The sequence below is a fragment of the Sphingomonas sp. genome (genome assembly GCF_035910975.1).
Classification (GTDB): domain Bacteria; phylum Pseudomonadota; class Alphaproteobacteria; order Sphingomonadales; family Sphingomonadaceae; genus Sphingomonas.
On record NZ_JAMHWM010000012.1, the window covers coordinates 15,680 to 34,623 of the forward strand.

The following is an 18,944-nucleotide window of genomic DNA, read 5'->3' on the forward strand; positions in this document are numbered from 1 at the left end:
ACCCGGCAAGGCCGGTGTCGTCGGTCAGATCGGGCGGGGCCTTCCACCCCGCCCGTCCACCGTCCGGTGCTCTGCCCGCGACGCCGGTTAAGCGCGCTTAACCGGCTGCCAAGGCAGCGAGCAACAGCAGTGCGACGATGTTGGTGATCTTGATCATCGGGTTGACCGCGGGGCCCGCCGTATCCTTGTACGGATCGCCCACGGTGTCGCCGGTGACGGCGGCCTTGTGGGCCTCGCTACCCTTGCCGCCGTGGTTGCCGTCCTCGATATACTTCTTGGCATTGTCCCACGCGCCACCGCCCGAAGTCATCGAGATGGCGACGAACAGGCCGGAGACGATCACGCCGAGCAGCAGCGCGCCCAGTGCCGCGAATGCGCTCGCCTGGTCGGCCACGGCCAGGATGATGAAATAGACCGCGATCGGTGCGAGCACCGGCAGCAGCGACGGGACGATCATCTCCTTGATCGCCGCCTTGGTCACCAGGTCGACCGTGCGCGCATAGTTGGGACGACTGGTCCCTTCCATGATGCCGGGGTTGTCGCGGAACTGCGCGCGGACGTCCTCCACCACCGAGCCGGCGGCGCGGCCGACCGCGGTCATGCCGAACGCGCCGAAGCTGAACGGCAGCAGCGCGCCGAGCAGAAGCCCGACGATGACATAGGGGTTCGAAAGCGAGAAGTTCACCACCACATCGGGGAAATAGATGCTCAGGTCGGTGGTGTACGCCCCGAACAGCACCAGCGCTGCGAGAGCGGCCGATCCGATCGCATAACCCTTGGTCACCGCCTTCGTCGTGTTGCCGACCGCGTCGAGAGCGTCGGTGCGGTGCCGGACGTCATCGGGCAGGCCCGCCATTTCGGCGATGCCGCCGGCGTTGTCGGTGACCGGGCCGTAAGCGTCGAGCGCGACGACCATTCCGGCCAGCGCCAGCATCGACGTCGCGCCGAACGCGATGCCGATGATGCCGCCCAGCTGGTAACAGGCGACGACCGCGATCGAGATGACGATCGTCGGCAGGGCCGGGCTTTCCAGGCTGACGGCCAGGCCCTGGATCACGTTGGTGCCGTGGCCGGTCTCCGACGCCTTGGCGATGCTCTTGACCGGGCGATAATTGGTGCCGGTGTAATATTCGGTGATCCAGACCAGCACGCCGGTCAGCGCCAGGCCGATCATCATGCACCAGAACAATTTCATGCCGGTGAAGGTCAGCGCGGTCGTGTCCGCCGCCGCTTCGGGCGTCAGGAAGGCGGCGTCGCCCAGCGCGGTCGATCCGCCGATCGTCGCCGACATGTCACCCAGCACATATTGGGTGGCGAAATAGATCGCCGGGATGGACAGCACGACGGTGGTCCAGAAGCCCTTGTACAGCGCCCCCATGATCGATCCGCCGCCCAGGCGGACCATGTAGGTGCCGATAATCGAGGTGACGACGCACACGCCACCGACCAGCAGCGGCAGCGTCATCAACTGAAACAGATGATCGGCGTTCGGCAGCAGCAGCGCGATCGACGCCATGGTCACGCCGATCGTGACGACATAGGTCTCGAACAGGTCGGCGGCCATGCCGGCGCAGTCGCCGACGTTGTCGCCAACGTTGTCGGCGATCGTCGCAGGATTGCGGGGATCATCCTCGGGGATGCCCGCCTCGACCTTGCCAACCAGGTCGGCGCCGACGTCGGCGGCCTTGGTGAAGATGCCGCCGCCCAGACGGGCGAAGATCGAGATGAGCGACGCGCCGAACGCCAGCGCGACCAGCGCATCGATGACGACGCGGCGATCCTCGCCCACGGTCAGATCCTTGTGGCCGACCTCGATCAAGCCCCAGAACATCAGCGAGATCGCCAGCAGGCCCAGACCCGCCACCAGCATGCCGGTGATCGCGCCCGACCGGAAGGCCATCGTCAGCCCACCCTGGAGCGAGGTGCGCGAAGCCTCCGCGGTGCGGACGTTGGCCTTTACCGACACGCTCATGCCGATGAACCCCGTGACGCCGGACAGGATCGCGCCCAGCGCGAAGCCGGCGGCCGAGATCGGCCCCAGAAAATATCCGACCAGCAAGGCCACGACGACGCCGACGATGCCGATGGTACGATACTGGCGGCCGAGATAGGCTTTCGCCCCTTCAGCGATTGCGGACGCAATATCCTGCATTTTCGCGTCACCGGCGGGCGCGCGAAGCACCTGCATACTCGTCAGCACACCGTAGAGCACGGCCAACAGGCCGCACGCGATGGCCAGATAGACGATCGTCATAGGCTATCTTCCCCCATTTCCTCAAAGACTTGGCTATCGAGAAGGCGGCCCGTTTCTCGTGCGAACGGGTCCGTGGACGGCCATGGCCTATAGGGCGGCGCGCGGCTGCGCAAGCCGCCCCGGTAACGGGGGCGGCTTGCGGCCCGAACCGGCATGGGAGGATCGCCGGTTCAGAAGCCGAAGCGGAGCGTCGCGCGCAGATCACGGCCGGCGAGCGGCGCGAAATCCTTGAGGAAGCTGGCGTGGCGCCGCGCGGTCACGTCGAACAGGTTGTTCGCGCTGAGCAGCAGCGTGGTGCGATCATCGCCGAACGGTCGCCACGACACGCTGGCGTTGACCATCGTGTAGCCGCTGGTCGGCGTCTCGAAAGTGGCGACGCGATCCTGATCGAAGACGTGCTCGACCTCGGCTCGCGCGGTCAGGCTGGCGCCCTGTGCTTCCAGTCCGCCGAGCAGGCGCAGCGCCGGGATGCGCGGCACCGGCCCGCCGCCTCGGACCGTCGCGCGGGTATAGTCGGCGATCCCGTCGAGGTTGATCGCATAGCCGCCGACCTGGCCCAGCCGCAGGGACAGGTCCGCCTCGAACCCGTAGAGCGTGGCGCCGGCCTGATGATGCTGGAAGCAGGGCACGTCGACATGGTCGCCCGCCGCCGCCTCGCACACGTCCTCGTCGCGTTCCGCTTCGTAGATGAAGTTGCGGAAGCGGTTGTAATAGGCCGAGGCGTCGAAGCTGAGCGGACCGCTGTGCGCGTGCAGCGTCGCCTCCAGCCCGCGCGACCGTTCCTTGACGAAATTCGGGTTGCCCAGCTCATAGGCCTGGGTTCCGGCGTGCTCGCCGTTGGCGAACAGCTCCTCGGCCGACGGCGCGCGTTCGGTATGCGAGGCGTTGATGCCGACGCGGACGCCGTCGGTGACCTCGACCGACGCGCCGAGCGAGGCCGACAGCGCCCTGAAGTCGCGGGTGCCGCTGAAATAGCGCGTGCCGCCGACCGGCCGGGCCGTCAGGTCGCTCCATTCGTAGCGCAGGCCGCCCTCGGCGCGGAACCGGCCGAGATCGACCTGCTGGAGGGTGAACAGCCCGATCTGCTGCGTCTCGTTGCGCGGCAGGAACGCCTCATCGCCGACCACGTCGAACTGGCGGTCGAAATATTGCACGCCCGATGCGCCGCGCCAGCCGCCGTGGTTCGCCTGGATCAGTTCCAGCCGCCCTTCGAGGCCGTTGCTGAAGAAGGACGTGCCGATCGCGCCGTCCTCGACCTCGAAATGGCGGTAGGTCGCGTGGCCGGCACGCAGGCGGATGCGATCGAGGAAGCCGCCGCCGGTCTCGACCTCACCGCGCAGGTCGAACCGGTCCTGCTTGATGTCGAGCTGCGGCGCATGCTGTTCCTGCCCGACCAGTGTCGCGTAGCGGACGGGGACGCCATAGAAGCTGTCGTAGCGGCTGTAGGCGATACCGAGATGACCGGTGTCGGTGACGATCGACACCCCCGCCCCCGCCGTCCAGGTGCGCGCGGCGGTGTTGGGCAGCCGATCCCTCAGCGCGGCATTGGCGGCGAAATCGACCGGTTCGTGATGATGGTGATCGTCATCGCCATGATCGTGATCGTGGTCGTGGTCGTGGTCGTGGCCGTGGTCGTCATCCTGCGGCAGGCCGACCTGGCTCAGCGCCTCAGCGCGCGCGCGCGGGGACAGGGCAAAGCCGCCGATGCGCAGGTCCCCCGACTTCATGTAGGACCCGTTGGCGTTGATCACGAACTTGCCCAGCGCGACATCGGCGGCGGCGCCGACCGTGCGTTCGTTCGCGGCCGACCCGTAGCCGCCCGTCGCGCGGATGCGATAACCACCCTCCGGCACCTCGCGCGGGATGCGCGAATCGATGACGTTGACGACCCCGCCGATCGCCGACGATCCGAACAAAAGGGCGGAGGGGCCGCGCAGCACCTCGACCCGTTCGGCGAGCAGCGGATCGATGACGACCGCATGATCGACCGAGGTGTTGCTGACGTCGATCGCGCCGATGCCATCGGTCAGCACGCGGACGCGCTCGCCCTGCAGGCCGCGCAGGACGGGGCGCGAGGCCGACGGGCCGAACGAGGTGGCCGACACGCCGGGCTGGCGCGCCAGCGTCTCGCCGATCGTCGGACGCAGTTCGCGGGCGAGTTCGGCGCCGGTGACGACCGAGGTGCCCTGCAGCACATCCTCCTCCGACTGGAGGTAGGGCGCGGTGATGACGATCTCGCCCTCGGGCGCCGGGGCGGGCTGCGGCTGGGTGCGGCGGGCGTCCGGGACCTGCGCGGCGGCGGTGCCGGCGGTGGCAATCGCAAGAGCGCTCGCGGCGAGGAAAAGGCGTGACATGGCTACTCCGAAACCGTTCGCCGACCGCCTAACGGGCATGATGTAACATATCAAGATAAGGATATGGTGTTTCATGGCACGAGGCGTGCACCTCGTCCGGTTCGCCTATCGCGGATCGCGCGCGGCCGCCCCCCGACCGGGGCCGGTCAGTCGAACAGGCTGGAGACCGAGCTTTCATCGGCGATGCGGCGGATCGCTTCCGCCAACAGCGGGGCAATCGTCAGGTGGCGGACCTTGGCCGACTGGCCGACCACCTCGTGGTTGCCGATCGAATCGGTGATGACGAGCTCAGCCAGCGCCGATCCGTCGACCCGCGCCACCGCGCCGCCCGACAGCACGCCGTGCGTCACATAGGCGACGACATCCTCGGCGCCCGCCGCCTTGAGCGCCGCAGCTGCGTTGCACAGGGTGCCGGCCGAATCGACGATGTCGTCGATCAGGATGCAGAAGCGCCCCTGCACGTCGCCGATGATGTTCATCACCTCCGATTCACCGGCGCGCTCGCGGCGCTTGTCGACGATCGCCAGCGGCGCGTTGTCGAGCCGCTTGGCGAGCGAGCGGGCGCGGACGACACCGCCGACGTCGGGCGAGACGACCATCCAGTTGGCGTCCGGATAGCGGCTGCGAATGTCCGCCGACATGACGGGGGCGGCGAACAGATTGTCTGTCGGGATGTCGAAGAAGCCCTGGATCTGCCCGGCGTGGAGATCGACCGACAACACCCGGTCCGCCCCCGCCGTCGTGATGAGGTTGGCGACGAGCTTGGCCGAGATGGGCGTGCGCGGCCCGGGCTTCCGATCCTGCCGGGCATAGCCGAAATAGGGGAGGACGGCGGTGATCCGCTTCGCCGACGCGCGCTTCAGCGCATCGACGATGATGAGCAGCTCCATCAGATTGTCGTTGACCGGATAGGATGTCGACTGGAGCACGAACACGTCCTCGCCGCGGACGTTCTCCAGCACTTCGACGAAGATTTCCTCGTCGGCGAAGCGGCGGACGTTGGCCTTCGTCAGCGGCAACTCGCAATAATCGGCGATCGCCTGGGCGAGCGGAGCGTTCGAATTGCCGGCGATCAGTTTCATGAAGGCGTCCCGCTGCCAGAGTCGCGTCCCCTTAGAATGACGGTTCGGTGACGGCTAGCCCCGTAGCGACCGGAACCGTAGAGGCATGCGGATGACCATCGTCACCCGCTTCGCCCCCTCGCCCACGGGAAACCTCCACGTCGGGAATCTGCGCACGGCGCTGCACAACTGGATGTGGGCCGTGAAGCACGGCGGGCGCTTCCTGCTGCGGATCGACGACACCGATGCCGAGCGCAGCGAGGAACGCTTCGTCGAGGGGATCCGCGCCGACCTGGACTGGATGGGGCTGACACCCGATGGCGAGGCGCGCCAGTCGGCGCGGTTCGACCTGTACGAGCGGCGCTTCGCCGGGCTGGTCGCGGCGGGCCGGGTCTATCCGGCCTATGAAAGCGCACAGGAACTCGACCTCAAGCGCAAGGTCCTGCTGGGGCGGGGATTGCCGCCGATCTACGACCGCGCGGCGCTGACGCTGACCGAGGCACAGGTCGCGGCGTTCGAGGGCGAGGGGCGGCGACCGCACTGGCGCTTCCGGCTCGACGCCGCGCCGATCGCGTGGGACGACATGATCCGCGGGCCGCAGCGGTTCGATCCCGCGACGATGAGCGATCCCGTGGTGCGCCGCGCCGACGGATCGTGGCTGTACCTGCTGCCCAGCGTCATCGACGACATCGACATGGGGATCACCCACGTCGTGCGCGGCGAGGATCATGTGTCCAACACCGCCGCGCAGGTACAGATGTTCGAGGCCCTGGAGGCGACGCCGCCGGCCTTCGCGCACGAGGCCTTGCTGACGGGGAGCGAGGGCAAGCTGTCCAAGCGACTCGGATCATTGGGCGTCGCGCATTTCCGCGAGGCGGGCATCGAACCTCAGGCGCTGGTATCGCTGCTGGCGCGCATCGGCACGAGCGACCCGGTCGAACCGCTGGCCGATCCGACGCCGCTGGTCGCCGCGTTCGATTTCGCGCGCTTCGGGCGCGCGCCGGCTCGGTTCGACGAGGCCGAACTGGCGGGCGTCAACGCCAGGATCGTCCATCAACTGCCGTTCGAGGCGGTGCGCGACCGGCTGCCGGCGGGAATCGACGCGACGGGATGGGATGCGATCCGGCCAAACCTGGCGACCGTCGCGGAGGCCGCCGACTGGTGGTCGGTCGTCGAGGGACCGGTCGACGCGCAGGTCGACGCCGAGGATCGCGCCTATCTGGCCCAGGCGGCGGATGCGGCGGCGGCGATCGAATGGGCGGCCGACCCATGGCACGCGCTGACCGGCGCATTGAAGGAGACGACGGGGCGCAAGGGCAAGCCGCTGTTCCTGCCGCTGCGCCGCGCGCTGACCGGGCGCGACCACGGCCCCGACATGGCGGCGCTGCTGCCGCTGATCGGGCGCGAACGGGCAATCGACAGGTTGCGCGCGGCGGGCGGATGAATTTCCGTTTGCGCAATATATGTAATGGTGTAACATAACGCGACAGCCGGATGCACCGGCGGGAGATGCGAAGGAGACGCGAGATGTATGCCGACCGGACCGTACGTGCGAAGCCCAACCCCGTCAGCCTGGCCGCCGCGATCGGCATCAACGGCGGGCTGGTCGCCGCGCTGCTGCTCTCCTCGCCCGACATTCGCGAGGTGGTGATCCCGACGATCATCGGCACGAACATCCCGATTGCGCCGCCCCCGCCCCCTGAGGACCAGCCGCAGCCGCCGACCGACCGCCGGGTCGAGACGCGCGATCCGGTGATCGTCACGCCGCGCCCCGACGTGGACGTGACGGTGCCGACCGACAACCATACCACCGGCACGATCGACCCCGGCCCCCCGGTCGACCTCGGCCCACCCTCGACCGGCGGCGGCACCGGGGTGACGGTCGATCCGCCGGCGCCCGCCCCGGTACTGATCGACGCGGCGCCCGCACGCGGCGTCAGCTTCCAGCCCGATTATCCGCCGAGCGAGCGGCGCGACGGCAATGACGGCCGCGTCACGGTGCGCGTCCTGGTCGGCGCCGACGGGCGGGTGAAGGCGGTCGAGCAGGTTTCCGCCACCAGCGACGCCTTCTTCCAGGCGACCCGCCGCTACGCGCTGTCGCGCTGGCGCTTCACCCCGGCGACGCGCGACGGGGTGCCGCAGGAAAGCTGGCGGACGATGACGGTTCGTTTCGTTCTGGAGGGCTGAGGATCAGGACTTCGGGGGTGGCTTCGCACCGCCCCCGCGCCTATCTGGGCGGCACGATGCAGTATTTTGCCCGCTTCTCTCCGTTTCGCGCGGTCAACGACCTGCGACGCTATCTCGCACAGCGCCATCCGTACGAGATCGGCTTCCTGTTCCTGTCGATCGTCCTCACGTCGCTGCTGATCCTCGGCTTCCTTGTCGATTCGCGGATGGAGAAGCCGTACAAGCGCGAGATCCAGTATTTCGAAAGCTGGAATGCCGATCGTAGCCGCGAGCAGATCCGCGCGGCGCAACTGCGCGACATGGCGATCAAGACCAAGCTGGACGTGACCCGCGAAAAGGCGCTGGCCGATCGCAAGGCGGCGTTCAAGCGCGTGGACGACAAGCTGACCTCGATGGGGCTGTGAGCGACGATCGCTGGATGGCGGCGGCGATCGCGCTGAGCGGACGCGGGCGCGGGCGGACCGCGCCCAACCCGTGCGTCGGCTGCGTCATCGTCGCCGGAGGCCGCGTGGTGGGGCGCGGCTGGACCCAGCCGGGCGGCCGCCCCCATGCCGAGGCGATGGCAGTGGACCAGGCCGGCGCGGCGACGCGGGGGGCGACCGCCTATGTCTCGCTGGAGCCGTGCGCGGCGCCGGGACGTGGCCCGGCATGTGCCGAAATGCTGATCGAGGCCGGGATCGGCCGTGTCGTGGCGGCGGTGCGCGATCCGTTCCCCACCGTCGACGGGCGTGGCTTCGCGCGGCTGGAGGCGGCAGGCATTCCGGTGGTGACCGGCATCGGCGCGGCCGGGGCCGAGCACGCGATGGCCGGGTTCCTGATGCGCCAGCGCGAAGGTCGCCCGTTCGTCACGCTGAAGCTCGCCACCTCGCTTGACGGCTGCATCGCGCGGGCAGGCGGCGAGAGTCGCTGGATCACCGGGCCGCAAGCGCGCGCGCATGCCCATGTCGAGCGCGCCCGCCACGACGCGATCCTGATCGGGCGCGGCACCTACGACGCCGATGCGCCACGCCTCGACGTGCGCCTGCCCGGTCTGGAGGATCGCAGCCCGCACCGGGTGATGCTGACCAGCGGGCCGGCTCCCGAGGGCTGGGAAGCCGTGCGCGCGCCAGCCGACATCGCCGGGTTGCACCATGTCAACGAATTGCTGGTCGAAGGAGGTGCGCGGACGGCCGCCGCCTTCCTGCGCGCCGGGCTGGTCGATCGCCTGCTGCTCTACCGCGCGCCGATCCTGATCGGCGGTGGCGTGCCCGCACTGGGCGACATCGGGTTGACCGATTTGGCGGCAGCCCACGGCCGCTGGCGTCTCGACGATACCCGGCAGCTTGGCAGCGACCGGCTGGAGGTCTACGGGCGCAGCTGATGTTCACCGGAATCGTCAGCGACGTCGGCACCATCGTCTCGGTCGAGGATCGCGGCGACCTGCGCGTGCGGGTCGACACCGCCTATGACACGGGCACCGTGGATCTCGGCGCGTCGATCGCGTGTTCGGGCGTGTGCCTGACCGTCGTCGGCACCGGCCCCGGATGGTTCGACGTCGATGTGTCGGCGGAGACCACGGGGCGAACCGCGCGCGGCATGTGGACCGTCGGCCGCCGCCTTAACCTGGAGCGCGCGCTGAAGCTGGGCGACGAGCTGGGCGGCCATATCGTCACCGGCCATGTCGACGGACTGGGTTTCGTGTCGCGGGGCGATATCGAAGGTGGATCGCTGCGCTTCTCGATCAAGGCGCCGGAACGGCTGGCGCCATATATCGCGGAAAAGGGCTCGATCACGATCAACGGCGTCTCGCTAACCGTGAATGAAGTCGAGGATCGGGACGACGGGACGTATTTTGGTGTGAACATCATCCCGCACACGGCCGAGGTGACGGCGATGTTCGACCGTGGCGATACGGTCAACATCGAGATCGACGTCCTCGCGCGCTATCTGCAACGCATGGAGAGCTATCGTGCCAAAGCCGGCTGAACTCGCGCGCCTGCGGCACGCCTTCCTGTCCTCGCCCGAGGAGATCATCGACGAGGCGCGCAACGGGCGCATGTTCATCCTGGTCGACGACGAGGACCGGGAGAATGAGGGCGACCTGGTGATCCCGGCGCAGATGGCGACACCCGACGCCATCAACTTCATGGCGCGCTATGGCCGCGGCCTGATCTGCCTGGCGATGACCAAGGACCGCGTCGACCAGCTCGGGTTGGAACTGATGAGCCGCAACAACGGCACGCGGCACGAAACCGCCTTCACCGTCTCGATCGAGGCACGCGAAGGGGTGACGACCGGCATCTCCGCGGCCGACCGCGCCCGCACCGTGGCGGTCGCGATCGACGCGGCGAAGGGCCGGCAAGAGATCGTGACGCCGGGCCATGTCTTTCCGCTGGTCGCGCGCGACGGCGGCGTGCTGGTGCGCACCGGCCATACCGAGGCGGCGGTCGATGTCGCGCGACTGGCCGGGCTCAACCCCTCGGGCGTGATCTGCGAGATCATGAACGAGGACGGCACGATGGCGCGGATGGACGACCTCGTCGGCTTCGCCCAGCTCCACAACCTCAGGATCGGCACGATCCGCGACCTGATCGCCTATCGCCGGCGCTACGACCATCTGGTCGAGAAGAAGGCGGAGGTGCGCTTCCAGTCCGATTGGGGCGGCGAGTGGTCCGCGCTGACCTATTGGAACAAGGCGACCGAAACCGAGCAGATGGTGCTGACCAAGGGCCGCGTCACGCCGGACAAGCCGACCCTGGTCCGCATGCACGCCCTGTCGCCCTTCGCCGACCTGCTGGGCGAAACGACGAAGCGGTCCGGGCTGCTCCGCCGATCGATGGAGATCATCGGCGCGGAGGGCGCGGGTGTGATCGTCATCCTGCCGCGTGCGCGCGCCGACGCCTTCACCATGGCTCTCCAGATCAAGGCAGGAGAGCGCAACCCGTCGGACATGGAGGAACTGCGCGATTACGGCGCCGGTGCCACCATCCTGACCGAGCTGGGCGTGCGAGACATGCTGCTGCTGACCAATACCCACCACACGCTCGTCGGACTCGAAGGCTATGGCCTGAGGATCGTCGGCGAGCGACCCATCCCCGAAAGCGACTGATGGCCCCGGAGCGGAGCGACCGTAATGGCTAACATTCTCATCGTCGAAGCGCGCTTCTACGACCATCTGAACGACCTGCTGCTCGAAGGCGCCCGTAGCGCGATCGAGGCGGCTGGACACAGCCACGAGACGGTCACCGTGCCGGGCGCGCTCGAAATCCCCGGCGCGGTGGCGCTGGCGAGCGAGAGCGGGCGGTACGACGCCTATGTCGCGCTGGGCGTGGTGATCCGCGGCGAGACCTGGCATTTCGAGATCGTCGCGGGCGAAAGCGCGCGCGGGCTGATGGCGCTGAGCATGGATGGTCTCGCCATCGGCAACGGCATCCTGACCACCGAGAACGAGGCGCAGGCGCTGACCCGCGCGCGCAAGTCCGAAAAGGACAAGGGCGGCGAGGCGGCGAAGGCGGCGATCGCGATGCTCGACCTCAGGACCCGGTTCGCCTGACCGGGCCGGTACTCTTCACGCCGCGCCTGGTGCTGCGGCTGCCCGAAAGGCGCGATTTCGACGCCTGGGCCGAATTCTGCGCCGATCCCGAACAGATGCGGTTCCTGGGCGGCGCGCAGTCCCGCGCGGCGGCGTGGCGCGACATGGCGATGCGCGCGGGCGCGTGGCAGACGCACGGTTTTTCGATGTTCTCGGTAATCGAGCGCGACAGCGGGCTATGGATCGGCCGGATCGGGCCGTGGCAGCCCGAGGGCTGGCCGGGCACCGAAGTGGGCTGGGGCGTCGCGCGCGAATACGCCGGGCGCGGCTATGCGCACGAGGCTGCGGCGGCGGCGATGGACTATGCGGTCGATGTGCTCGGCTGGACGCACATCATCCACACGATCCACCCCGACAACGCACCGTCGATCCGGCTGGCCGCGCGGCTGGGGTCGGAGAACGGCGGGCCGGTGACGCTGCCTGATCCGCTCTCCGCCTTCCGCGTCGATGCGTGGGGCCAGTCCGCCGACCGGTGGCGCGCGCGGCGGCAGGCGGCATGACGATGCAACCGCCCCCGTCGCGCTACCGCGTGGTGGAAAAGGGGCGGCGGCTGGTCGTCATCGATACGCACACCGGCCAACCCGCGGCGCGGCGACCTGCTAAAGCGTCGCCAGAGTCCAAGCCCGCCGCGCTCGGGCCGGAACGGATCGCGTTCGACGGACGATCGACGCTCGTCACGCGCGCGTTCTACGACGACAAGGCGCCGCGCACCCTGACGCTCGACGACGGCGCGACCGGAATGATCGAGAAGCTGCGCAGCGCGGCGATCGGCGCCGCGGTGTTCTACGCGGTGCTCGTGGTGTTCTTCCCCTGGCTGCTGCTGCTGCCGATCGTGCTGCTGCATGGGGAGGTGCGACGACGTATCCGCGCCGCCACCACCGAATGGCTCGACCGTTACGACGCGGGCTCCAGCGCCGGATAGTCGGTGTAGCCCTCCGAACCCGGCGTATAGAAGGTCTTCGGGTTCGGCGCGTTGAGCGGCGCCCCCTGCCGGACGCGATCAACCAGATCGGGATTGGCGATGAACGGGCGGCCGAAGCTGATCGCGTCGGCCAGGCCGCTGTCGAGATCGGCCTGCGCGCGCACCGCGTCATAATCCTGGTTGAGGATCAGCGGACCGGTGAAGGCCTGGCGAATCTTCGCACCCAGCTTCGGTACGTCGCTGCGCAGGAAGGTATCGTTCGGCCCAGATTCGCGCAGTTCGAGGAACGCGATGCCAAGCGACTGGAGGTGCGCCGCGGCGGGGACGAATACGGCTTCCGGGTTCGAATCGTCGCAGCCCTGCACCTCGCCGTTGGGCGAGAAGCGCACGCCGGTGCGGTCCGCGCCTGCTTCGGCCACCAGCCGTTCCATCACCTGGCGCAGCAGCCGCAGGCGGTTGTCGACCGGGCCGCCGTAATCGTCATCGCGGAAGTTCGTGCCGTCGCGCATGAACTGGTCGATCAGATAGCCGTTGGCGGCGTGCAGCGCGACGCCGTCGAAGCCAGCGCGGATCGCGTTGCGGGCAGCGCGCGAATAATCGTCGAGCGTGCGGGCGATGTCGTCCGCTGTCATCGGCCGCGCCTCGACATTCGGGTTCGCGCTGACACCTGGCCGCGCGGGCGCGGTGGTGGCCGAGGACGACAACGGCTGCGTGCCCGACACGTCCGCCCGCGCGAGCCGACCGAGGTGCCAGAGCTGGGGGACGATCCGCCCGCCTGCGGCGTGGACCGCCGCGACGACCGGCTTCCACGCCTCCACCTGCGCGTCGGACCAGAGCCCCGGCGCGTTGGGCCAGCCCAGCCCCTCGCGGCTGATGCCCGTGCCTTCGGTGACGATCAGCCCCGCGCCGGCGCGCTGGCGGTAATAGTCGATCATCAACGGCGTCGGCACATGGTCCGTGGTCGCCCGGCCGCGCGTGAGCGGCGCCATGACCATGCGGTTGGGCGCGCGGATCGCGCCGAAATCGATCGCGTCGAACAGGGTGGGCATGGTTGGCTCTCTTCGGTGGTTTCGTTCAGCCCGCAGATGGTATGTCGGTTTCGATCCGCAACGAAAGACCTGCTGTCAGACAAAGAAGCAAAAGCGTTGGCCCCTACCCCCGCAATTCCGCCGCCAGCCCGCGCATCCGGGCATCGCGATCGGGGTTCATCCGCGCGGCGAGGTCGCGGTAGCGGGCGATGGCTTCCGTGCCGGCGCGCGCCGGGGTGCCCGCATCGAACGGCGGCGCGGGATCATATTCGACGCTGAGCTGGACGAAGCGCGCATGGTCCTCGCCCTGGATCGCCGCGATCAGCGCGAGCGCGAAATCGATGCCCGCCGTCACCCCGCCGCCGGTCACGCGGTTGCGATCGAACACCACGCGATCGGCGACGGGAATCGCGCCGAACAGCTCGAGATACTCATGCGAGGCCCAGTGGGTCGTCGCGCGATAGCCGTCGAGCAGCCCCGCCGCGCCGAGGATCAGAGCGCCGGTGCACACGCTGGTGACCCACTGCGCGCCCTCGCCCACGCGGCGTACCCAGTCGCGCGTGGCGGGATCGGCCATCGCCGCGCCGGTGCCGAACCCGCCTGGGATGCACAGGATATCGGCGGCAGTCACATCGTCGAACGTCGCGGTCGGCAGGATCGCGAAGCCCGAATCGGTCGCCACCGGATCGCGCGTCGCCGCGACCAGATCGATCCGCGCGCCCTTCAGCCGCGACAGCAGTTGCGCCGGCCCGGCCAGGTCGAGCTGGGTGACCTGGGGGAACAGCAGGAAGGCGACGCGGATGTCGCTCATCGCCCCCCGGTCGGCGCGGTGGGGCGCGGCGCCGGAACAGTCGCGGGCGCCGCTGGCGTGGCGGCGGGGGTGGAGGCCACCACCGGCGCGTCGGGCAGCACCGTCATCGACCATTCCTTGCCCGGCTGGAGATAGCGGGCGGCGAGCGCCTGCAATTCCTGCGGGGTGATCGAGGTAAGGTCGCTGGCGATGGTATCGACCGCCGCCAGCCGCTTCGGATCGAAGCTGCCCCCCTCGGTCAGCGACAGCCAGAACATGTTGCCGGTCGACATGCGCGCGACGAGCTGGACGACGGGCACCAGCGCGCGGCGCAGTTCGTCGGTCTCGACCGGCTTCGCCGCCAGATCGGCCGCGATCCCGCGTGCGAGATCGAAGAAGAAACCGGTCTTGTCGGGCGGCACCATGCCGATCGCCATCACGCGGCCGCCGCCAGGCATCCCCTCCGGCCAGTTCGAGGCCACGTTGGGGGTGTAGCTGATCCCCGCCGACGAGCGCAGCTTGTCGAGCAGCCGGTCGCGGAACACCGCCGCCAGCACTTCCAGCTTGCGGCCCTGGGCGATGCCGTCGCTGCCACCGCCCGTCGGCCACGCGATGACGGCGGCGGCCTGGGTCGGCTGGCCATTGTGGGTGCGCGCGACCGGGGTGGTTACCGGCGCCGGGAAGCGTGCGGAGGGCGCCAGCGCAGGCGCGGGCGCGCGCGGCCTGAGCGCGCCGAGCGTCGCGGCGACGGCGGCGATCGCCGGATCGGCCTTCACGTCGCCGAAGATCTGCACCTCGATCGGCCCGCTCGCCAGGATCGGTTCCCACAGCGCGCGGAAGCTCTTCGCGTCCAGCGCCTCGACCGCCTCGCGCGAAGGCGTGCCCCAGCGCGGGTCGCCATCATGGAGCAGCCGATCGAGATCGCGAGACAGCACGCCGTCCGGCGAGGATTCGAGCGCGGCATAGCCGGTCAGCATCACCGCGCGGGCACGCGCAATGGGATTGGGGTCCCAGCCAGGTGTGTTGAGCTTTGCGGCGATCAGGCGCAGCTGGTCTGCCAGATCCTCGGCCGAGGTGGTCGCGCCGAACACGAAGGCGTCGTCATCGGTGGTGAAGCCCAGCCCGATCCGCCGCCCGCCGGTCAGCCGGTCGATCTCCTCCTGCCCCAGCTTGCCGATGCCGCTGGCGACCAGCGCCAGATCGGCGGCATAGGCCGCGGTCTGGCGATCGCCCGGCAACTGCGCCAGCCCGCGCCCGAAGCGCACGCGGACGTAGACGCGGCTCGCCTCCGACGGATTTTCGAACAGCAGCAGGTTGACGCCGTTGGCGTAGACGATCTTCTCGATCTTCGGATCCGCGACCGCGACGGCGCGCGACACGACCTTGCCCGGCGCGCCCAGCTTCGGCAGCGACGCGAAGCTGACCTTGGCGGCCGTGCCCGATGCGGCGGCGGTGCCCCTCACCTCGGTCCTCAGCGCGCTCGCCAGCACCGCCGGGATGTTGTCGCCCGGCACGCGCGAATTGACGACGCCGCGCAGCGCGACGCCCGAGAACACCGCCTTCGCGGACGCCTGGACGGCGGCGGGGGTGAACATCTTCGCCGTCACCGCGCCCTGGAAGATATCGCTGCTGGTCTGCGCGGTCGTGGTGGTCTCCTTGATATCGACCGCCTCGACCAGATCATCGGCCTTCTTCGCGCCAGCCTCGACCCGCGCGGTCGCGACCGAGGCCTTCATCGCGGCATCGATCTCGGTCAGCTCGCGGTCGATCTCGGCCTGGCTGGGGGGCGTCGCGACCGCATCGGCGATCCCCGCGCGCACGTCGGCGAGGGCTGCCTGCCAGTCATCACCGACCGGCAGGATCGTGACGAAGGTGGCGTTGGCCGATCGCGACACGTCCTCCAGGTTGGCGCCCGCCGAGATGAAGCTGCCGCCACCGCGCGCGCGCGATTCGAGCCGGCGATTGACGATGCGGATCGCCACCATGTCGACCATCCGCTTCTGGTTGAAGATGATCGTGTCGTCGCCGACCGTCCAGGGCCGCAGCCAGGCGAGACTGACGATCGGCGGCAGCGACGGTTCGATCAGTGCGGCGGTTTCGGTCTTGCCCGGCTGCGGGCTGCCGAAATCGGGACTGGCCGGCGCCGGGCCATTGCCCTTCCACCCCGCGAAATTCGCGATGATCGCCTGTTCGAGCAGCGCCGGATCCATGTCGCCCGAAATGACGACGACCGCGCGTTCGGGCCGATACCAGCGCTGGTGGAACGCCGCCACGCTCGCCGCCGTTGCACCCGCCAGCGTCTCCGGCGTGCCGATCGGCGAGCGTTCGGCGAGCGGCTGGCCGGCAAAGAAGGTCTCGCGCGATACATCGCCCCAGCGCACCTGGGGCCCGGGCTGTTCGCGCGCCTCCGACATCACCACCGGGCGCTCGGCGTCGAGCGCGGCCTGGGTCAGGCCGGGGCCGGACATCATGCCCTCCAGGATCTTCAGGCTCTCGCCCAGGCTCGCTGCGTCCGCCATCGGCAGATCGAGCTTGTAGACCGTCTGGGTGAAGCTGGTCGACGCGTTGGTATCCGCGCCGAAAGTGACGCCCATCCGCTGCCAGATGCGCTTCGCCTCTCCGTCGGGAACATGCTCGGACCCGCGGAACGACAGGTGCTCGATCAGATGGGCGAAACCGCGCTCCGACTCCCGCTCCATCAGCGATCCGACGTCCATCCGCACCCGGATCGCCACCTGCCCCGGCGGCACCCCGTTGCGGCGCACGGCGTAGCGCAGACCGTTGGGCAGCGTGCCGAACCGCCAGTCGGGGTCGTGCTTGATGTCGCTGCCCTTGTAGAGCCAGGCGGACCTGTCGACCTGGATCTGAGGCTGGGCGGCGGAGGGCGCGGGAGCCGGCGCCTGTTGCGCGGGCGCAGTCGAAGCGAGGACGAGCGGGATCGCGACGAGCGCGAGGCGGGCAACGCGGAGGAACGGGAGCATCACGCTGCGTTTAGCCCGTTGCGCGACGCCAGACCAGCACCCGGCTGCGAGCCGCCCGCGACATGCCATGAACCGGGCGGGGAGGCACGCCCGATCAGGTGATCAGCCGCTCCAGCGCGGCGATGGTATCGGCTTCGGCCGCCGGCTTGTCGCGGCGGATGCGGGCGATGCGCGGGAAGCGCATGGCGACGCCCGACTTGTGGCGCTTCGATACGTGGATCGAATCGAACGCGACTTCCAGCACCAATGTCTTCTCCACCTCGCGGACGGGGCCGAAGCGGTTGACGGTGCTGGTCCGCACGAAACGGTCGAGCCATTTCAGCTCATCGTCGGTGAAGCCCGAATAGGCCTTGCCGACGGGCAGCAGCTCGCCACCTTCCGTCCAGCAGCCAAACGTATAGTCGGAATAGAAGGACGATCGCTTGCCGCTGCCGCGCTGGGCATACATCATCACGCAGTCGGCGGTCAGCGGATCGCGCTTCCACTTGTACCACAGGCCGGCGCGACGGCCGGTGACATAGGCGGATGTGCGCCGCTTGAGCATCACCCCCTCGATCGCGGCGTCGCGGCTGCCGGCGCGGATTTCACCCAGCTGGGCGAAGTCGCGGGCGTCGATCAGCGCCGACAGGTCGAAGCTTTCCGCCGGCAGCCGTCCAACGAACGCCTCCAGCCGCGCGCGGCGATCGGTCCAGGCGAGGCCGCGCAAATCCTCCGCGCTGTCGAACAACATGTCATAGAGACGGACGAAGGCGGGATAGTCGGCGAGCATCCGGGCCGACACCTGCTTGCGCCCGAGCCTTTGCTGGAGCGCGTTGAAACTGGCGGTGGCGTCGTCGCGGCCCGCGCCCTGTTCCTGCCCCCGCACCAGCAGTTCGCCGTCGAGCACGCCGGGGATGCGGAACGCCGCCGCCACCTCGGGGAAGCTGGCGGTGATGTCGTCGCCCGCGCGGCTGTACAGCCGGGTCTCGCCCGCGACATGGACGAGCTGGACGCGGATGCCGTCCCATTTCCATTCGGCGGCATAGTCGGCGAGATCGACCACCGTTTCCTCGAGCGGATGGGCGAGCATGAACGGACGGAACACGGGCAGGTCGGCGGCGCTCGGCTGCTCGCCGCGCCCCTCCGCCCAGTCGAACAGCGCGGCATAGGGCGGGGCGAGGCCGTGCCACACCTCCTCCACCGCATCGACATCGACCCCGAAACCTTCCGCCAGCGCGGTCTTGGCGAGCCGGGCGGAGACGCCGACGCGCAGACCGCCGGTGGCGAGCTTGAGCAGCGCATAGCGTTCGTCGGCCTCCATCGCGTCGAGCATCGCGGAAAGCACTGCCGGCGCGTCGGATTTCGACAGGGTGGCGAGGCGATCGACCACCATCGCAAGCCGCAGATCGTCTGGCGGGAGCGTCGCCGGCGCCGCCGGTTCGGGCCAGATCAACGCGATCGTCTCGGCCGAATCACCGACGAAGTCGCGGCTCATGCGGAACAGCACCGGATCGACCCGCGCATCGACCATCGCGCGCAGCACCGCCGGCTTGACGCCCGGCAGGTCGAGATCGCCGGTCAGCGCCGCCATCGCCCAGCCGCGATCGGGGTCCGGGGTGGCGCGCAGATAGTCGCCGATCAGCTTGAGCTTGGCATTGCGCGACCGCGTGTAGATCAGGCTGTCGAGCAGGTCGGCGAAAGCGCGCATGGCGAGCAAACATGGACCGGCGGCAGTGGTTCCGTCGAGCCCGACAGTGTTGCGAGCGGGCGTCGAGAACTGAGGAGCAATCTCTATCCGCCGCCCGTTCAGTCGCATC

The 18,944-nt window shown here is 69.2% G+C and carries 16 protein-coding genes; 9 read left to right on the plus strand and 7 right to left on the minus strand.

Translation table 11 applies throughout. The features are described 5' to 3' along the window. Positions 1-97 precede the first annotated feature (97 nt). The 3 genes from VYI76_RS02700 to VYI76_RS02710 form a co-directional block, all read right to left on the minus strand. On the minus strand, positions 98-2,254 hold the full coding sequence (locus VYI76_RS02700; protein WP_326523234.1) for a sodium-translocating pyrophosphatase: 2,157 nt from the start codon (positions 2,252-2,254) through the stop codon (positions 98-100). Between the two features lie 170 nt (positions 2,255-2,424). Beyond that, positions 2,425-4,608 carry a TonB-dependent receptor gene (locus tag VYI76_RS02705; protein WP_326523235.1) on the minus strand — a complete coding sequence of 728 codons (2,184 nt, stop codon included), beginning with the start codon at positions 4,606-4,608 and terminating at the stop codon, positions 2,425-2,427. Positions 4,609-4,754: 146 nt separating this feature from the next. Further along, positions 4,755-5,690 carry a ribose-phosphate pyrophosphokinase gene (locus VYI76_RS02710; protein ID WP_326523236.1) on the minus strand — a complete coding sequence of 312 codons (936 nt, stop codon included), beginning with the start codon at positions 5,688-5,690 and terminating at the stop codon, positions 4,755-4,757. 91 nt (positions 5,691-5,781) lie between these two features. Between VYI76_RS02710 and VYI76_RS02715 the strand changes: the two genes are divergently transcribed. From VYI76_RS02715 to VYI76_RS02755, 9 genes are all read left to right on the plus strand, one after another. Then, positions 5,782-7,113, plus strand: a complete 1,332-nt coding sequence (locus VYI76_RS02715; RefSeq protein WP_326523237.1) for a glutamate--tRNA ligase — start codon at positions 5,782-5,784, stop codon at positions 7,111-7,113. 83 nt (positions 7,114-7,196) lie between these two features. Continuing rightward, positions 7,197-7,856 (plus strand): energy transducer TonB, encoded by a 660-nt coding sequence (locus VYI76_RS02720; RefSeq protein ID WP_326523238.1) that lies wholly within the window; start codon positions 7,197-7,199, stop codon positions 7,854-7,856. A gap of 17 nt (positions 7,857-7,873) precedes the next feature. Further along, positions 7,874-8,260 carry a hypothetical protein gene (locus VYI76_RS02725; protein ID WP_326523239.1) on the plus strand — a complete coding sequence of 129 codons (387 nt, stop codon included), beginning with the start codon at positions 7,874-7,876 and terminating at the stop codon, positions 8,258-8,260. A gap of 14 nt (positions 8,261-8,274) precedes the next feature. After that, the gene (ribD, locus tag VYI76_RS02730) at positions 8,275-9,216 is read left to right on the plus strand and encodes a bifunctional diaminohydroxyphosphoribosylaminopyrimidine deaminase/5-amino-6-(5-phosphoribosylamino)uracil reductase RibD (protein ID WP_326523330.1); all 942 of its coding nucleotides are present in this window, start codon (positions 8,275-8,277) and stop codon (positions 9,214-9,216) included. Continuing rightward, a complete protein-coding gene (locus VYI76_RS02735) occupies positions 9,216-9,821 on the plus strand; it encodes a riboflavin synthase (RefSeq protein ID WP_326523240.1) in 606 nt (201 codons plus the stop codon). Before ribD ends, VYI76_RS02735 begins: the two co-directional genes overlap by 1 nt. Continuing rightward, the gene (gene ribB, locus VYI76_RS02740) at positions 9,805-10,944 is read left to right on the plus strand and encodes a 3,4-dihydroxy-2-butanone-4-phosphate synthase (RefSeq protein ID WP_326523241.1); all 1,140 of its coding nucleotides are present in this window, start codon (positions 9,805-9,807) and stop codon (positions 10,942-10,944) included. The genes VYI76_RS02735 and ribB overlap by 17 nt, the downstream gene beginning before the upstream one ends. A gap of 24 nt (positions 10,945-10,968) precedes the next feature. Beyond that, on the plus strand, positions 10,969-11,388 hold the full coding sequence (gene ribH / locus VYI76_RS02745; RefSeq protein ID WP_326523242.1) for a 6,7-dimethyl-8-ribityllumazine synthase: 420 nt from the start codon (positions 10,969-10,971) through the stop codon (positions 11,386-11,388). Between the two features lie 29 nt (positions 11,389-11,417). Then, complete coding sequence (locus VYI76_RS02750; RefSeq protein WP_326523243.1) at positions 11,418-11,927, plus strand: GNAT family N-acetyltransferase; 510 nt, start codon at positions 11,418-11,420, stop codon at positions 11,925-11,927. Then, positions 11,924-12,349 (plus strand): hypothetical protein, encoded by a 426-nt coding sequence (locus VYI76_RS02755; protein WP_326523244.1) that lies wholly within the window; start codon positions 11,924-11,926, stop codon positions 12,347-12,349. The genes VYI76_RS02750 and VYI76_RS02755 overlap by 4 nt, the downstream gene beginning before the upstream one ends. On the opposite strand, the gene VYI76_RS02760 is transcribed toward VYI76_RS02755, so the two are convergent. The 4 genes from VYI76_RS02760 to VYI76_RS02775 all read right to left on the minus strand — a co-directional run bounded on the left by VYI76_RS02760 (position 12,322) and on the right by VYI76_RS02775 (position 18,835). After that, complete coding sequence (locus VYI76_RS02760) at positions 12,322-13,398, minus strand: alkene reductase (RefSeq protein ID WP_326523245.1); 1,077 nt, start codon at positions 13,396-13,398, stop codon at positions 12,322-12,324. The two genes, VYI76_RS02755 and VYI76_RS02760, sit on opposite strands and share 28 nt — an antisense overlap. 103 nt (positions 13,399-13,501) lie before the next feature. Further along, complete coding sequence (locus tag VYI76_RS02765; protein ID WP_326523246.1) at positions 13,502-14,188, minus strand: DJ-1/PfpI family protein; 687 nt, start codon at positions 14,186-14,188, stop codon at positions 13,502-13,504. Then, positions 14,185-17,148, minus strand: coding sequence for a M16 family metallopeptidase (locus VYI76_RS02770; RefSeq protein WP_326523247.1), 2,964 nt, complete (start codon positions 17,146-17,148; stop codon positions 14,185-14,187). The genes VYI76_RS02765 and VYI76_RS02770 overlap by 4 nt, the downstream gene beginning before the upstream one ends. 94 nt (positions 17,149-17,242) lie before the next feature. Continuing rightward, positions 17,243-18,835 (minus strand): cisplatin damage response ATP-dependent DNA ligase, encoded by a 1,593-nt coding sequence (locus VYI76_RS02775; protein WP_326523248.1) that lies wholly within the window; start codon positions 18,833-18,835, stop codon positions 17,243-17,245. Between the last annotated feature and the right edge of the window lie 109 nt (positions 18,836-18,944).

What these genes read in the sequence shown, in the direction of transcription:
- VYI76_RS02775 (WP_326523248.1), bottom strand. Translation starts at nt 18,835, where the DNA reads ATGCGCGCTTTCGCCGACCTGCTCGACAGCCTGATCTACACGCGGTCG.
- VYI76_RS02720 (WP_326523238.1), top strand. Translation starts at nt 7,197, where the DNA reads ATGTATGCCGACCGGACCGTACGTGCGAAGCCCAACCCCGTCAGCCTG.
- VYI76_RS02770 (WP_326523247.1), bottom strand. Translation starts at nt 17,148, where the DNA reads ATGCTCCCGTTCCTCCGCGTTGCCCGCCTCGCGCTCGTCGCGATCCCG.
- VYI76_RS02710 (WP_326523236.1), bottom strand. Translation starts at nt 5,690, where the DNA reads ATGAAACTGATCGCCGGCAATTCGAACGCTCCGCTCGCCCAGGCGATC.
- ribD (WP_326523330.1), top strand. Translation starts at nt 8,275, where the DNA reads ATGGCGGCGGCGATCGCGCTGAGCGGACGCGGGCGCGGGCGGACCGCG.
- VYI76_RS02765 (WP_326523246.1), bottom strand. Translation starts at nt 14,188, where the DNA reads ATGAGCGACATCCGCGTCGCCTTCCTGCTGTTCCCCCAGGTCACCCAG.
- VYI76_RS02715 (WP_326523237.1), top strand. Translation starts at nt 5,782, where the DNA reads ATGACCATCGTCACCCGCTTCGCCCCCTCGCCCACGGGAAACCTCCAC.
- ribH (WP_326523242.1), top strand. Translation starts at nt 10,969, where the DNA reads ATGGCTAACATTCTCATCGTCGAAGCGCGCTTCTACGACCATCTGAAC.
- VYI76_RS02705 (WP_326523235.1), bottom strand. Translation starts at nt 4,608, where the DNA reads ATGTCACGCCTTTTCCTCGCCGCGAGCGCTCTTGCGATTGCCACCGCC.
- VYI76_RS02700 (WP_326523234.1), bottom strand. Translation starts at nt 2,254, where the DNA reads ATGACGATCGTCTATCTGGCCATCGCGTGCGGCCTGTTGGCCGTGCTC.
- VYI76_RS02735 (WP_326523240.1), top strand. Translation starts at nt 9,216, where the DNA reads ATGTTCACCGGAATCGTCAGCGACGTCGGCACCATCGTCTCGGTCGAG.
- VYI76_RS02760 (WP_326523245.1), bottom strand. Translation starts at nt 13,398, where the DNA reads ATGCCCACCCTGTTCGACGCGATCGATTTCGGCGCGATCCGCGCGCCC.
- VYI76_RS02755 (WP_326523244.1), top strand. Translation starts at nt 11,924, where the DNA reads ATGACGATGCAACCGCCCCCGTCGCGCTACCGCGTGGTGGAAAAGGGG.